General features: G+C 41.5%; 12 protein-coding genes. 1 reads left to right on the top strand and 11 read right to left on the bottom strand.

Annotated elements, in window-relative coordinates; all coding sequences use genetic code 11:
- Positions 1-30: 30 nt before the first annotated feature.
- From F0364_RS29370 to F0364_RS14385, 3 genes are all read right to left on the bottom strand, one after another.
- Positions 31-1,935 carry an OmpA family protein gene (locus F0364_RS29370; RefSeq protein WP_153798494.1) on the bottom strand — a complete coding sequence of 635 codons (1,905 nt, stop codon included), beginning with the start codon at positions 1,933-1,935 and terminating at the stop codon, positions 31-33.
- A 346-nt stretch (positions 1,936-2,281) separates the two neighbouring features.
- The gene (locus F0364_RS14390; protein ID WP_153798493.1) at positions 2,282-2,824 is read right to left on the bottom strand and encodes a hypothetical protein; all 543 of its coding nucleotides are present in this window, start codon (positions 2,822-2,824) and stop codon (positions 2,282-2,284) included.
- Positions 2,825-2,951: 127 nt separating this feature from the next.
- A complete protein-coding gene (locus tag F0364_RS14385; protein ID WP_153798492.1) occupies positions 2,952-3,968 on the bottom strand; it encodes a sialidase family protein in 1,017 nt (338 codons plus the stop codon).
- A 129-nt stretch (positions 3,969-4,097) separates the two neighbouring features.
- Here F0364_RS14385 and F0364_RS14380 point away from each other — a divergent pair, with 129 nt between their 5' ends.
- On the top strand, positions 4,098-4,973 hold the full coding sequence (locus F0364_RS14380; RefSeq protein ID WP_153798491.1) for a winged helix-turn-helix domain-containing protein: 876 nt from the start codon (positions 4,098-4,100) through the stop codon (positions 4,971-4,973).
- A 349-nt stretch (positions 4,974-5,322) separates the two neighbouring features.
- On the opposite strand, the gene F0364_RS14375 is transcribed toward F0364_RS14380, so the two are convergent.
- From F0364_RS14375 to F0364_RS14340, 8 genes are all read right to left on the bottom strand, one after another.
- Complete coding sequence (locus tag F0364_RS14375; protein WP_153798490.1) at positions 5,323-6,195, bottom strand: N-acyl homoserine lactonase family protein; 873 nt, start codon at positions 6,193-6,195, stop codon at positions 5,323-5,325.
- A gap of 564 nt (positions 6,196-6,759) precedes the next feature.
- Complete coding sequence (locus tag F0364_RS14370; protein ID WP_153798489.1) at positions 6,760-7,560, bottom strand: hypothetical protein; 801 nt, start codon at positions 7,558-7,560, stop codon at positions 6,760-6,762.
- Positions 7,561-7,811: 251 nt separating this feature from the next.
- Entirely contained in the window at positions 7,812-8,750 is a 939-nt protein-coding gene (locus F0364_RS14365) for a hypothetical protein (protein WP_153798488.1), read from the bottom strand.
- 243 nt (positions 8,751-8,993) lie between these two features.
- Complete coding sequence (locus tag F0364_RS14360; RefSeq protein ID WP_153798487.1) at positions 8,994-9,494, bottom strand: TIR domain-containing protein; 501 nt, start codon at positions 9,492-9,494, stop codon at positions 8,994-8,996.
- 1 nt (position 9,495) lies between these two features.
- A complete protein-coding gene (locus F0364_RS14355; protein WP_153798486.1) occupies positions 9,496-9,909 on the bottom strand; it encodes a hypothetical protein in 414 nt (137 codons plus the stop codon).
- Positions 9,910-9,916: 7 nt separating this feature from the next.
- Positions 9,917-10,453: a toll/interleukin-1 receptor domain-containing protein gene (locus F0364_RS14350; protein ID WP_153798485.1), complete on the bottom strand. Its 537-nt coding sequence runs from the start codon at positions 10,451-10,453 to the stop codon at positions 9,917-9,919.
- A 259-nt stretch (positions 10,454-10,712) separates the two neighbouring features.
- Positions 10,713-11,756, bottom strand: coding sequence for a DUF7638 domain-containing protein (locus F0364_RS14345; RefSeq protein WP_153798484.1), 1,044 nt, complete (start codon positions 11,754-11,756; stop codon positions 10,713-10,715).
- 834 nt (positions 11,757-12,590) lie between these two features.
- The coding region (locus F0364_RS14340; protein WP_153798483.1) for an IS256 family transposase at positions 12,591-13,772 on the bottom strand (1,182 nt) is incomplete at its 5' end.

Genomic DNA, 13,772 nt, shown 5'->3' with positions numbered 1-13,772 from the left:
TAACAGCTCTCCGCGGTCAATAATTATTTGTTACAATCCCGTAATTACAAACTCTGTGCGCCTGTTTTTAGCCTTGCCTTCTTCTGTATTGTTATCCGCTACAGGTTTGGATGCCCCAAATCCCTTCCATTTAAGGCGGTTGGCGGCAATGCCTTTTGAGGTAAGATAATCAACCACCGCTTTTGATCGGCTTTCAGAAAGTTTAAGGTTACTGGCATCGGCGCCCGTGTTGTCGGTATGGCCATTTACCTGTGCTGTAATAGTAGGGTTGTCTTTTAGCAGCAACACAAGTTTATCAAGTTCTATCAGGCTTACCGGTTCAAGTTGGTAAGAGTTGGTTTTAAAATGAATGTTCTTTAGCGTAACTGAACTGTTAACGCTGATGGGCGATAACAGAATGTCTTTTTTGTAAGTGCTGTCAGCCTGGGTTGCCAGCCTGAAAACATCGCTGTACAGCAGGTATCCCTTACGGTTTACCAAAAACGTATAGTCTTTGCCAAAAGGCAATGTTATAAAGTAAAAGCCCGTTTCATCCGTTTGCAGGTGCGTAACAGGCTGCTGTGTTTTGTCGTCAAATAAATCCACTGATGAAGGCAGGCCGTTGCCTGTTTTACTGTCCAGCACATAGCCCTGCACATATAAAGTACGCAGCGGCCGTACAGATGGCCTTAACTTGAATTTGTATAAGTCAAGCCCGCCGCGGGTATCGGCGCCATCGGCGGCGTAATAAGCTGTTACTCCGTCAGAGGCAATAAACAGGCTGCCTTCGTTGTCTACCGTGTTTACAGGGTAGCCAATGTTCTCCGGTGTGGCCCACTTGCCTGTGCTGTCTTTACGTGATACAAAAATGTCGAAACCACCATAGCCGGGCAATCCGTCAGAAGTAAAGTACAGCGTTTGGTTATCGGCATGTATAAAAGGCGCCAGTTCATCTCCTTTGGTATTAACCAGTGGCCCCATATTAGCCGCGGCGCCCCATTTACCATTGGCCTGGCGGTAACTTACATAAAGGTCTTTACCGCCAAAGCCCCCGGGTCTGTCGCTGCTAAAATATAAAGTGTTTTTATCAGGGCTAAGGCTTGGGGAGCTTTCCCAGAATTCTGTATTAATATTGCCTCCCAGGTTAAACGGGTCGCTCCATCCTTCAGGTGTGCTGTAAGAAATGTAAATATCAAAATTGCCAAAACCCTGTTGTTGAAAATAACCGGCAAACAGCAGCCATTCCCCGTCCTGCGATATGTTGATAGCGCCTTTGGATGGCTCCATGTTTATATTGCCGTCAATAACCTGCGCTTTATAATAACCCGTGTCTTTCAGCATGCTTTCCATAAAGTTTTCCCGTATGCCTTCGCCCTTGCGGGTAAAAACAAAAATGCTGTCGTCAATGGTAAAAGAGGGGTAGTATTCATGCGTGGATGAGTTGATGCTGTCTCCCATATTTTGTGGCGAGAAAACATAGCCATCATCAGCATGGCTTGCCGCGTATTGTAAAGCAAATTCGTAGCTCCTTTTTTTGCGCAGGCCATTCTGCTGGTTGCGCTCATTAAGATTGGGTGTAGAAAGAAAATTGTTCACAGCATTTAAGGCTTCTGAAAATTTTCCTGTAGCGGCAAGGCTGGTAGAGTAGGGTAGGGAGAAGAAACGAAAATAACCTGTGTCAATATTCCTTCCTTTGTTGTATAGCTCTACTGATTTATCGTACTGTTTCAACTCCGCGTAAACACCCGCCAGCGAAAGATACGCATCCACATAATTGCCATCCAGTTCTATTGCTTTCTGCAAGGTAGGTATGGCTTCTTTTACCTGTCCGTCCTGCAACTGTGTAATGGCTTTCTCGTAAATGGCAACCGCTTTTTTGTTAATAGCCTCCGGGTTGTATTGTGCATGACCGGCCAACGTTGCCAACAGCAGTATGAAAAGTAACAGGTTTTTCATACTGCGAAAGTTCGTGAAAAAGCATATTGCCGCATGTTAAAATTTAATGCCGCAGCAAAGCTGCGGCATTATCTTGTTTATGGCCTTGGCAGAATAGCTACTATCGGGCTTTGGTTGTGTCACTCACTTGTACTCTACATCTTTATTGAGCAACAAAACCAGCATCCCGCAGCATTCGGGGTACGCCTTGTATGTTATACTCATAATGAGGCTTGTGGCGCCTTATCCTCATCCTGCTCTTCAATTATCTTGTGGACGTTTGTTTGATTTTGCCCGCAGGAGGATGTGTGAAAAACAAACACCAGGAACAACGCAGGCATATGTGCGGATTTCATCATTTGTTTACTCAGCAACCGCCTTTGCTGGGAGCACGTTTATACATTATTTTACTGTCTCGTTCTACATAGTCGCCCGATACTATTGGATATGAATACTTGGGTGCGTGTGATACACCATGGCTTCTGATAATTATTTTGTCGTTAACCTTCAGGCCATGCAATTGCTGGAATTCATGGGACTTTAATGCCCCGAAACTGAGAATGTAATCGTCACCATTAATCCTGGCCATCACTCCAAAACCTAATCGTGAGCCTGGCGGAAGAGAAAGAGAGGTTACAACAGCTTCCATACCAGTAGAATCACTGATATGCTTGCTTATTTTAGCAGCACTGGCAAGCACTTTTTCACCTTCGGGAGACGCTTTCCATTTTTTGTACGCTATACCACCAGGGGTAGCCTCCCATTTTTTTACTTCGGCTTCCCTTTCAGCAGCAGAGAGTGGCTTTGGGGTTGATTTTTCAGACTTTTCATTTTTAATTTCTCGATTGGCAAATACCAGTCCGCTTACCACAACCAGCGGCAAGATCAGCGCATAAATAGCTTTTTTCATATTTTTTGTAGTTTTAATTAACATGAGTATATCTCTTGATAAATCAGATCAGTTTAAGGCATTTCTTTTTTTTGTATCCTGTGTACCGCGGTGCATGCCCCCACACCCCACAAATACGCTTTGATGTTCAACATCCTCCCTTGCTGCGTATGGCATAGATCACATTACCCGAAACAAATAAACCGAAGACCTTACCTTCTATAGAAGGAAGCAGCAATTTCCATGTTTTTCCCTTGTCTGATGATTTGAAGATGCCGCCAGGATGGGTACAAAAGAAGTTTTCACCAACCTGGATACTTGAAGTCATGAAGGCTTGCACACGGGGGCGGTCATCCCAGGTGCGCCATATTGAATCAATAACAACTTTGTCCTGCAGGCTGGAATGAATGGATTGCCAGGTTTTGCCGCCGTCGTAGGATGTACTTAGCCTCCTGGTATTCGACGCTGAATCAGAAGTGATAGCAACGAATCCTCCTTTGATCGGTTTTATATCCCAGGCCACACCGTCCTCACTCATTGCCGGATTCCAGGTTTCGCCATTGTCAGTGGATATTATTATCTTTCTCTTACTGGTAGACGCCAGTACCCCATCCGACTCGGCAAAATTCCCTGCCCAGCCTCCGGCATAAACATGTTTCCATGTTTTTCCTTTGTCAGCAGTTTTAAAAAAGCCTCTGTCGGTGCCGATGAAAATGGCGCCTCCGGCAGTCTCAAAAACGCTGCGCAAGCGTGGTTCAGAAGAATTGCCGAACATCGGCGACCATACACTCGTTCCGTTTGTTGTTGTCAAATTTACACCCCAGTAGTTGTTGGCAGGTATACCGTTGTTACCGGCGGCAATGCTGCTATCCCCGCCGGGTAAAACTTCTTTCGTCCAGAAAGGAGGCATAGCATCTGGTTTGTTGTGATAGAGTCCGTTTCCGACCCGTAGAAACAGCCCTTTATCATTTAAAAAAATGCTATTTCCCCGGATGCTGTCTTCACGCAAATCTTTTGGCAGGCCTCCGCTGATGTCCTGCCAGGTTTGTCCGTCATCTGTAGATTTAAAAACGATCTTTGCAGGGCCAGCCATCTCTCTTTTTAAGCCTGACTGAAATGAAGTAAACGTGAAAAGGAGCAAAAAAGCGAGGATATAAGAATTCATGGCTACAATTTGATTGGGTGAAACAATAGAGTAAAGATATCCGGCGCCACCACCCGGGAAGAGTTTTAGCTGTAAAAAGATGTAAAAGACGCGTAAAACGTTTGTAAACCCGCCTGAAACCGAAGCCGAATGAAGTATTTTGCACGCATGAAGCCATTTACGTTGATTGGATCTTCAGCCCTGCTGATTATTCTTTTGATTTTTGCGGTTGCATTTATCAGTAGCCAGCATGAAACCCCAGAAAAGCATGTAGAAGTGGTATTGCGTAATTTAGGGCATCAGCTTCTGCTTGCAGCCAACGATTCTACCTCCCGGGTGCTGCCAATAAAGAAAACAGGTGAAAGCACCTATCAGGTATCCTTTCAGCAAGACTTCAGATTGATTTCGGATACCCTCATCAATTTAGTGCAGCGGACATTTAAGAAAAATGCCCTGCCGACAGAGTACATAGTGAGCCTGAAGAATTGTAAACAAAATGAAACGGTCTTTGCCTTTGAAATAAACAGTCATACAGGTGATTTAAAAGGTTGTAGAGGCCGTAAGCTGGAAGTGGGTTGTTATATTGTTGAAATTGATTTTTTGAAGAAGGATCCATCTAATTTCTCCTGGTTGTTGCTGTTAATTGTTCCGTTGAGCCTGGTTGGTTTGTATGTAAAAAATAAGTTTGGTAAAAAAGACGCCAAAGAACCGGTTGTTGACACTACTGATTATATACAACTGGGAAGCTTCCGGTTCTATGCCGATAATAATGTGCTGAAAACAGAGAATGACACGATTACGCTTTCAGAAAAAGAAACAAAGGCACTGAAAATATTTGCAGAAAATAGTAACCAGATCGTGGAAAGGGAACAACTGATGAAAGAAATCTGGGAAGATAAAGGCCTCGTCGTCATCAGCAGAAATGTGGATGTACTGGTTTCTAAACTGCGTAAAAAATTAAGTGGCGATAGTTCCATTAAGTTTATTAACGTTCCGGGCAGGGGGTATAAGTTTGTTGTTGAGTAGCACGGCAGCAGGATGTTATAAAATTGGCAGCCTTAGCCGGTTAAAGGAGGGTTGTTCTGATTCTCCACGCCCACTCGCCATTCACCACTCCCCACTTGCCTTTTCATGATACCAGCGACGGTATTTCATGGTATCGTCCCTTGCGTCGCAAATCGACGAAGGAGATTCGCCAGCACCAAAATAAAATAATAGGGTTGGCTGGCAATCACTTCATCGGTTGGTTCTTTGGGCGGCTTTTCAGACCCGGGTGGCACGTCGGCACAAGTAGCCATACACCAGGCCATACGGCTTATACTTGCGCCAGTGAAGGGGTTTGCACCGGGCACGCCTTGCTGAATGCCTGGTTACGCTACTCGTAATATTCCGGGGCTTTCCTGAGTTTAAGGTTTGCTGCAAAATCATGCTGAATCCAAAGTTCTGCATTCATTTTTTTCAGGTATAAATCAATTGTAAGTCTCGAATCGCGGGATTGCTCCTGGTTAAATTCACGTCCCGGAAACCTGTTTAGCGGCCTTTGCTCGGGAAAGTGGTAAAGATCCCCCGATAAAATAATATTTCCATGCTTGCTCAGCCGTACGAATAAAACCTGGTGGCCGACTGTGTGGCCCGGCGCCGATTTAATAATTACAGTTCCATCTCCAAAAACATCAAATTCATCTGTATCAAGAATAATTCTTTTATTGTTTCGGAGATGGGGATAATTCGAAGGCTTTTCAACACCGGCAGAATCTTTGGGAAACATGTCATCCAACTCATTTTGTCTTACGAGCCACGTTGCATTAACGAAGTCATTTGCATTGGCTATATGGTCAAAGTGCTTGTGTGACAGGGCAAGATAGGTAATGTTAGCAGGCGGGTAGCCCACAGCTTTTAACTGTAGCATCAAAGGTTTGTTCAGGGTAATGTCTTGCCGGTAGTCATCTTCCATAAATGTGTATTGAACAGGTGACCCGGTGTACGTCCAGGCGGTATCCGGCACTGACCCCGTATCCCACATCAAGGTGCCTTTTGGATGAGTGATAAGATAGCATGGCGCTGACATACGGGTGGTAGATACTTCCTCATTTTTTAGTCCAAAACTTTTTGGATCCATATTTTCAAGTATGCCCCCGTCAAACACATACAACCTTACTGAAGGTTGCCCGGCTGTGTTTGAGGTGTTTTGTGCAAACAAAGAAAGTGAGGAGATGATCATTCCTGAAATAAGCATGCTTCTTTTCATAATTATTTCGTGTTTGGTTATGCTTTAAACCTGGGAGCTTTCCGTAAGGTAATTATTATTCTTCTTAGAATATACTCTGCCCCATGTAAGGTGCCGTGCCGGAGACTGCTGCGGAGAAGGGCTTCGGGTGGGACACTTTTCGGGGAAGGAAGGTTGTATTGATCCTCCGCTTCCCACTCGCCATTTCCCACTCCCCACTTGCCTTTTCATGATACCAGCGACATAGCCCTGTGGCATCTTCGTTGCGTCGCAATCACTTCATCGGTTGGTTGTTTGGGCGGCTTTGCAGCCCGGGTAGGGGATTGATTGTATCATGCTGCCCATCCCTGCCGCAAAGTCCCGGAGCGGAGACTGTGCGGAGAAGGGACAATGCTGACATTAACAACCCGGTAAACCCCTCAGCATCTTTACAATGCAGGCATTTGCTTCATTCAAAATCCATAACTAATCTGCACGGCTACCGTAGCTTCCCCGCAATCCTGCGGTGTAGGCTAGTCAACATAGGCTTAAATCGAACCTCCGCTGCGCTCCGCTTCGTTTAAGCCCTATATGTTGGTGGCAGTTTTACTTTTTTGACTGCAGCTCTACATTAATCATCTTTAAAGCATTAATCAATTTTGCATCGTTGGTAAGAAACCCTTGTTCTCGGTCATACTCTGTAAAGCTCGGTATAGAGAAAACGGCTCGTGCATCGTCAACTATCCAATAGTAAACAGGTAATTGTTGGTCAACCTCGAAATAATTATTTTTAAAAGTTGTTTTCAAGGTATCTGAATTTATGTCTCCAATGTATGAGTTGAAATCATCAATAGTCATCTCATCAAACGTTTTGTCAACTCTTTCTCTCCGAATAAACTCAATTAATTTATCCTTTATCTCATTTCTATTTTTCCAATTTTGTTCTGTCGCCCTGAATTGCTTTGTTACCAATTTTTGTCTATTGATGGCATTAGGACAAGTAAGTTGTATTTGTATATTTGAAGCTTTCTTCTCTCTCAGCACATTTGTATACTCAATATATTGCTTATAGTCTGAAAAATAGGAATAGCACGGAAAGTCGCAAACAATTTCCATCTTTCTTGTTGCACCTTCGAGAAGTTCAACTGTATAGCCAACAAAGTCTGGAAATAGTCCAATATATTTTGTCGAAAGAGATTCTTTAATAACAGTCAGTTCAGCATTTTGATTTTTAAATTCGATTAATTGCTCTTTTAAAGATTGAGCAATGTCACTTATTTTTCTTGAATCTTTTGCACTGCTTCTCAACTGATAAATGGTTATTACAAATCCGATAAAACCTACCAATAGAGCAATTACGTTGACAAACCCGATAACATCTTCATATTGCTTTAAAAAGTCGTGCATGATTCACATTTTTAAAATTGAAGTGTAAGTGTCCAAAAAAATTGCTACCAACGTTTTTCGGCTTTGCATTCGAAGGGGCATTCCGTGTTCGGTCGCCCCTGAACCGCAGCCGATAGTTGAACTAATATACAAAATATGAATTGTTGCTCACCTGCGTTCCCTCTGCCGAAACTGAAGATGAGTAGCGTTCCTGCCGCTGAAGTGTTATTGGTCGCCACCCGCTGACGCAAGACCGCCTATGGCCTACAGTTTTATTTGGATTTCAATTCAGAATTGTGCTCAAGCTCCTTGTATGATGTGGGAATTGTAAGACTAAAGGATTGTGCATTGTGATTAGACACAATTGCTTTCCATTCATCTAATGTGCTGTTTTTGTTTTCTGCGGTTGAAAGACGATAATACACCATTTGAAAAGTATGAGCTTTTATTAGAGCATAATTATCCTTATTTGGCGCCGATTCATAGTTCAAAACATTTGAATTGAAATTCACTTGACATTTTGGAAAGGCAACCGCATCGGTGTTGCCGGAGTTTAAAATGCCCACTTTGAATACTACGGAACCAGTTCTGATTGAGTCCATTTTTGTTTGAGAATATGGTTTGATGTACTGAATGTATGTGTCAATTTCTCTAACTCTATCATTTATTGTGTTGATGAAGTTTGAAAGGATGTTTATAGCTTGGTTCCTATTTGTAGTAACTAAATCTTCTAAAGAGCGGTTTCCTAAATAGTTAGCCAAGTCAACCGCTGTTAATTGGATTTCCGATTTTCCATCCCAAGCCCTTACACGTTCCAAATTTGTTTCAAGTGCTTTTCTTGAAAATAAAAGTTTGCCTTTTACGTTACCTAAGCCAACTACCATATCTTTTGCATCTACATTATCTAAACTGTCGTAGGTAGCAACATCCTCTAAGGCTTCTTGTTCTAATAGAAGTATGACTTGTTGGTTACTTTTTATAGGATTGGATATAGAATCGGGCAGGAAAAGCTTTTCCTGTTTTTTATAATCAAAGATTTGTTCAACGTTCGTTATTTCAAGCTTTGGCGCGTCTAATCGTTGACCTAAGTAATAGGCTATGACAATCGAAATAGGACTAAGCAGTATCGCTATGGCTCCACCAATTATAGCTTTGTTAGCTTCTACCGAAAAAAACTGTTTTTTCTCTTTATTGGTGTCAGAAGTACCCATAATGCAGAGGTTTGATTAAAATTGCAGGCAACGATCAGGTATTGCCGATAGTGGGGAATTTTATATTCGTCGGCCGGAACCGCTGCCTGGCCTTTTGATAAAGTTAAAATATTAAGAACTAAAGCTGGGCTTTATTCGTCAAGCCCCGAACTACAGTACAACAAAATTACCGCTGCTGATTGTTCCAATGTCAAGCCTCACTATTGGCAATACCAATGTTGTGAGCATGCCCCTTGTATTGTGTCAAGAACCTCTAAAGGAATTAATCTGTTTAAACGAATTTACTGCTGTCTCGATCCATTTTCCAAAGTTTAAATAGCCATCTCCAGAAACCCAGGAATATGTCGGAGCTACATTTGTTAAAGAGTTGTATCCAATTTTATGCGAATCAAAAGGATTAACACCTCGGAAGTCGGTAGCGCCATTTATACTTTTCATTTCATTTATGTAAATTCCCAGAATTGCATTTTTTCTTTCAATGCTTTTTTCAATTTCGTAATGCACCCATTTTCTTGAATTAGTTTCATTTCCAATTAGTACGCATGTTACTGTCGAGCCTTCAAATTGCCCATCAATCCATCTTTTTATTGAAGCGTCTCCGTTTCTTCGAACAGCTTCCCAGTCTGCATGATCTAAGAACTGGGTTTGCTGATATTGTCCTTTTATGATGTTACTATTCCTTACTTGAGATACCCTGAAAATATCCCTGTCATAATGAAAACTAAAAAATACTTTTCTGGCCATGTTATTGATTTATAAATGATGATGCTAAAATGGAAGCAGCTATAATAATTGGGTAAAACAAAAGGAGTGTCAATGAAAGCAAACATCTGAAAAAACTATTCTTACCACCTTCAAAACTAGAAACGTCCATTGAGTAATTAATTTGGGATTCGGTTAGTGTTCTAACTTGATCATATAAACATCTATATTTTCGTTCTGTTACTATGAAAAAAGCATCTAGTATCCAGAAAAGAATTGAAACAAAAGGGGCAAACCATAGAAATTTGGTATTGGCATCCTTTTCTGATAAGACGAAGATTGCAGCGACCAAAGTAACAAGCCAACCTTTGACTAAAAACGAGTTTACATTCATCCTAGTTATTGTCAACTGAATAAATTCAAGATGCTTGATTTTATTGTCGTTAATATTGCTCATTTTTAACTTATTTAAGTTTCAACCATTCAAGAATACTTTTTTTAGTTCCATCAGGATAAATAACATAATAATCTGCATTTTCATTTACATTACTACTGGTCTGGATTGATGGATAGATTTGTAAATACTCTTCTCCTTTATAATTATTGTTATCAGGCTTTAAAGCTAATAATGCAATGTGATTTAAATATTTATGGCTATCTGCAAAACCGATTTCCCAATTACACCATTTTGACTCAATAGCAGCATTTGTAGCTATTAATATAAATTTATGGGCTTCAATAATTTTTTTCTTTATTTTCATCGCAGTCTCCCCTGAGGTTTCTTTTGGCATTGAATCGTCTTCCCAATCCACATACCCCGTAAATCCATATTTTTTTAATAACTCTTTCAACCGATATACATATTGTGCTTCACCATGTTTGTGAGAGATAAAAATTGGGTTATCTTTCGACTTTAGCTGGTCAGAAAAATTCTCTAAAATAAATTTTAGTCCTTCGTGACTTTTTGTATCTCTAAAAAATTTGCTTTCGTTTATAACCATTAAAACTTTTGATTTAAATTAGTCTCCTAGATACAGAAGGGTTTCTTTGGGGTTGCTTACAACGAGCAGGGCTTTATGCAGGTTGGGAATTAGTAATCCGTCTGCCGATAACCGCTGCTTATTGAAAATATAAAGTTGAATTTAAGAACTAAAGTTGAAAGTTGTTTGTCCTGCCCGAACCACAGCCCGGCTATGCAATTTGTTGATGTTTGCTGGTCAAGCCCAACTTGCATAAAACCCAATGTTGTGTGCTGTTTTGTTACTCGTCAACTGGCTTAGGCATATCGTCATACGGATACTCGTAGCCATAATCTTCTTCCCATTCTTTTTTTACAATGTCGCCATAAATTATTTGGCGAACTTCATAGTCTTTAGTGTCCATTGTCCCAACAAAAATTCTTTGATGTTCAGGAACTGCTTCATAAGCTTCTTTAAGTTCTTGTTTTATTTTTTTTGTTGGCTGCTTTTTATATTCTTCAAAAATTCTTGAACATTTTGCAATACTATTTTCTCTACCGTTTAATTCATTGAATTTGTCCGCAAATTCGTTTAGCTTAAACTTAATTTCAACGCCGTTTCCTGATTTGACTTTAAACGAGCCTAATCCTAAAATTGTAATTGTCTCGCCAATCTTTAAATCTGTAGTTATTTGTCCAATGCTTGTAAGTGCGTTTAACTCGTCAAACTTGAAATCTTTTTTTGTTGGAAGATTTGTGATTTCAATGTGCCCACTTTTGTAAATTGACATTTCCGCTAAATACGTTTTCCTATCATCATTTCTATAAAAAATATGAAACTTCTCTCCATTTATTTTTTTAGGAAAGAATGAATTTGGGTCGTCATAATAATATGGCTTGGGGTCTGGCATAAAATGTTTTGCAACATTTGCCTTACCGACCATTTTTGAATTGCTGCCATTATAATTGTGAAGATTTTCAAGAGTTGGGTTTAAGCGTTTTAGCAACGAATAAACATAGTCATAAAGTGTTTCCTTTGTATGTTGCCATTCTCCTTGCTCAATATACCAATGTCCTAAATTAAAAATTGAGATTGCTTCTCCGTCTGGAATTGATGTAACAACCCAACCTTTGTTCAACTTGTCCTTAAACATTGCTAAGTCAACCATTTCCCAACAAGAAATAAGTCCGTCACTATACACTTGCAAGTCGGTAAAGTGATATTGCATATTGTGTATAATCCCTGGAATACAAAAGCCTTCAAGTATTTCTGTCCTTGTGATAGTTGTCAAGTCCGCTGGTTCAGTCGTCTTGTTAGATTTGAATATTTTGTCAAATAGTTTCATTAGTTGTAGTGTGTCTCTCTAAAATAGCACACAACGTTTGTATTGACGTATTAGCCGCACAATCAAAAATATACAACCAATTAATTCTCAGTACTATTCTATCGCGTTTTTGTATAGCAGTATTGCGTCAATGAAACTGAGTTTTCCTTTTCCTGTTTCCCCTCTCGAAGCGATTTCACAGTGATTACTACGGGCTCCAGGGTTGTATGATAAAAGCAGCTATGCTTCAATATGAGAAAAAAAATTAAATATTGCAATAGTTGGTTACGGTTTGCTGTAAAAATTCTTCAGTAGCCCCCGCCATCCAAAGAGTTAGCTTGCGGCTCTTTGGATTTCTTATAATTGCCAGGCTTTGTCTGGTTTCCAATAGCCCAAATGTTGATAAGAACTACCCCCAGCCCCTACGCTTCGACAAAAGCTCCATAGCGAACAAGGCGTACAAGAGTGCGATCCCGAATCGTTCCTCTCGGGACATACGCACCAAAGCCCAATGCTTATTCCTCAGCCCGGCCCATCATTCTTCTTCTCTAACGAAACATGATATTCCCTGGTTGGTGGATGATGGCCAACGCCTGCCCGGTGGCCCACCCGCCACCGGCAAAACTGGCTTCCCACCCCACGCCAGCCCGCCGGAAACCGGGAAAAGCTGCCTTTACACCTGCGGATGATGAAAATGCAAACAGGGAAGATAACGGGAAGCATACGGAAGAGTGCCAAACGGGCACGGAAGATAGTTTGCAGTATCGGGAAGGGGAGTGTAATTTAAACTGTGTCAAGGTTATTTTTCACGTTCCTTTTTCCGGCCATGGCCGGAAAAAGGAACGTGAAAAATTTTTAGAAAATTGCGGCCATCCTCCCCTCGAACATAATGCTCAGTTGCTGTATGGTTAAGCTCCAGTTCGGAAGTGGCTTTGTCCATTTCTCCATAATGCGCTGGGTGGTCAGGTATACCAGTTTCAACAGCGCCATATCATGGGGAAAGGCACCCTTTGTTTTGGTCACTTTTCTTATCTGCCGGTGATAGCCTTCTATGGTATTGGTTGTGTATATCAGACGCCGGATATCTTCACTGTATTTAAAAAAAGTGCTTAGCTTATGCCAGTTATTTCGCCACGAACGGGTGACAGCAGGATACTTTTTGCTCCACTTTTGTTCCAGTTTATCCAGGTGTATTTCGGCCGCCTGTTTATTGGGTGCCTGGTATATTTTTTTTATATCCGTCATTACTTCCCGGCTGTCTTTATATACCACATATTTGAGCGTGTTGCGTATCTGGTGCACTATGCAACTCTGTACTTCTGTTTTGGGATAAATACTGCCGATGGCCTCCTCAAAGCCTCCCAGGTTATCTATGCATGCAATCAGTATGTCCTTTACCCCTCTTTGCTGTAAATCGGTTAAAACGCGTAGCCAAAACTTTGCCCCTTCACTTTCCGATACATACATACCCAGTATGTGTTTGCGGCCATCCAGGTCAATACCCAGCACATTATACAGGCAACGGGTGGTAACCTGCCCGCTTTCATCTTTTACCTTGTAATACATGGCATCCAGCCACACAATGGTATACAAGGCATCCAACCCCTGGGACTGCCATAACTTTACAGCCGGGATTACCCTGTCTGTTATCTCTGAAAGAACGCTGTGGCTGATATCACTGTCATACATCTCTTTGATGTGGGAGGATATATCCCGAAGGCTCATGCCCAGTCCATATAAACCGATGATTTTATGCTCCAGATTATCCGCAAGGATGGTTTGACGTTTCTTTACTATCTCAGGCTCAAAACTTCCTGAACGGTCACGGGGAGTGGATAAATCCATACTCCCTTCACTCGTTCGTAACTGCTTAATGCCATGACCATTGCGACGGTTAACTTCCACTTCCCTGTTTTGCTGTAGGTGGCTTTCCAGTTCGGCTTCCAGAGCCGCTTCCAGAAAGGACTTAAACAACGGCGCCAAAGCACCTTCTTTTCCTAATAGTGGCTTTCCACTCTTGAGTTGTTCCAGGGCCTT

Origin of the sequence: Foetidibacter luteolus, assembly GCF_009650435.1 — a bacterium.
GTDB classification, from domain to species: Bacteria; Bacteroidota; Bacteroidia; order Chitinophagales; family Chitinophagaceae; genus Foetidibacter; species Foetidibacter luteolus.
This window is presented reverse-complemented; position numbering and strand designations above follow the sequence as displayed.

Bases quoted from the DNA above. Each gene is read 5' to 3' on its own strand.
- F0364_RS14355 (WP_153798486.1), bottom strand. From the start codon at position 9,909: ATGAGCAATATTAACGACAATAAAATCAAGCATCTTGAATTTATTCAG.
- F0364_RS14350 (WP_153798485.1), bottom strand. From the start codon at position 10,453: ATGGTTATAAACGAAAGCAAATTTTTTAGAGATACAAAAAGTCACGAA.
- F0364_RS14365 (WP_153798488.1), bottom strand. From the start codon at position 8,750: ATGGGTACTTCTGACACCAATAAAGAGAAAAAACAGTTTTTTTCGGTA.
- F0364_RS14370 (WP_153798489.1), bottom strand. From the start codon at position 7,560: ATGCACGACTTTTTAAAGCAATATGAAGATGTTATCGGGTTTGTCAAC.
- F0364_RS14375 (WP_153798490.1), bottom strand. From the start codon at position 6,195: ATGAAAAGAAGCATGCTTATTTCAGGAATGATCATCTCCTCACTTTCT.
- F0364_RS14380 (WP_153798491.1), top strand. From the start codon at position 4,098: ATGAAGTATTTTGCACGCATGAAGCCATTTACGTTGATTGGATCTTCA.
- F0364_RS14345 (WP_153798484.1), bottom strand. From the start codon at position 11,756: ATGAAACTATTTGACAAAATATTCAAATCTAACAAGACGACTGAACCA.
- F0364_RS14390 (WP_153798493.1), bottom strand. From the start codon at position 2,824: ATGAAAAAAGCTATTTATGCGCTGATCTTGCCGCTGGTTGTGGTAAGC.
- F0364_RS14360 (WP_153798487.1), bottom strand. From the start codon at position 9,494: ATGGCCAGAAAAGTATTTTTTAGTTTTCATTATGACAGGGATATTTTC.
- F0364_RS29370 (WP_153798494.1), bottom strand. From the start codon at position 1,935: ATGAAAAACCTGTTACTTTTCATACTGCTGTTGGCAACGTTGGCCGGT.
- F0364_RS14385 (WP_153798492.1), bottom strand. From the start codon at position 3,968: ATGAATTCTTATATCCTCGCTTTTTTGCTCCTTTTCACGTTTACTTCA.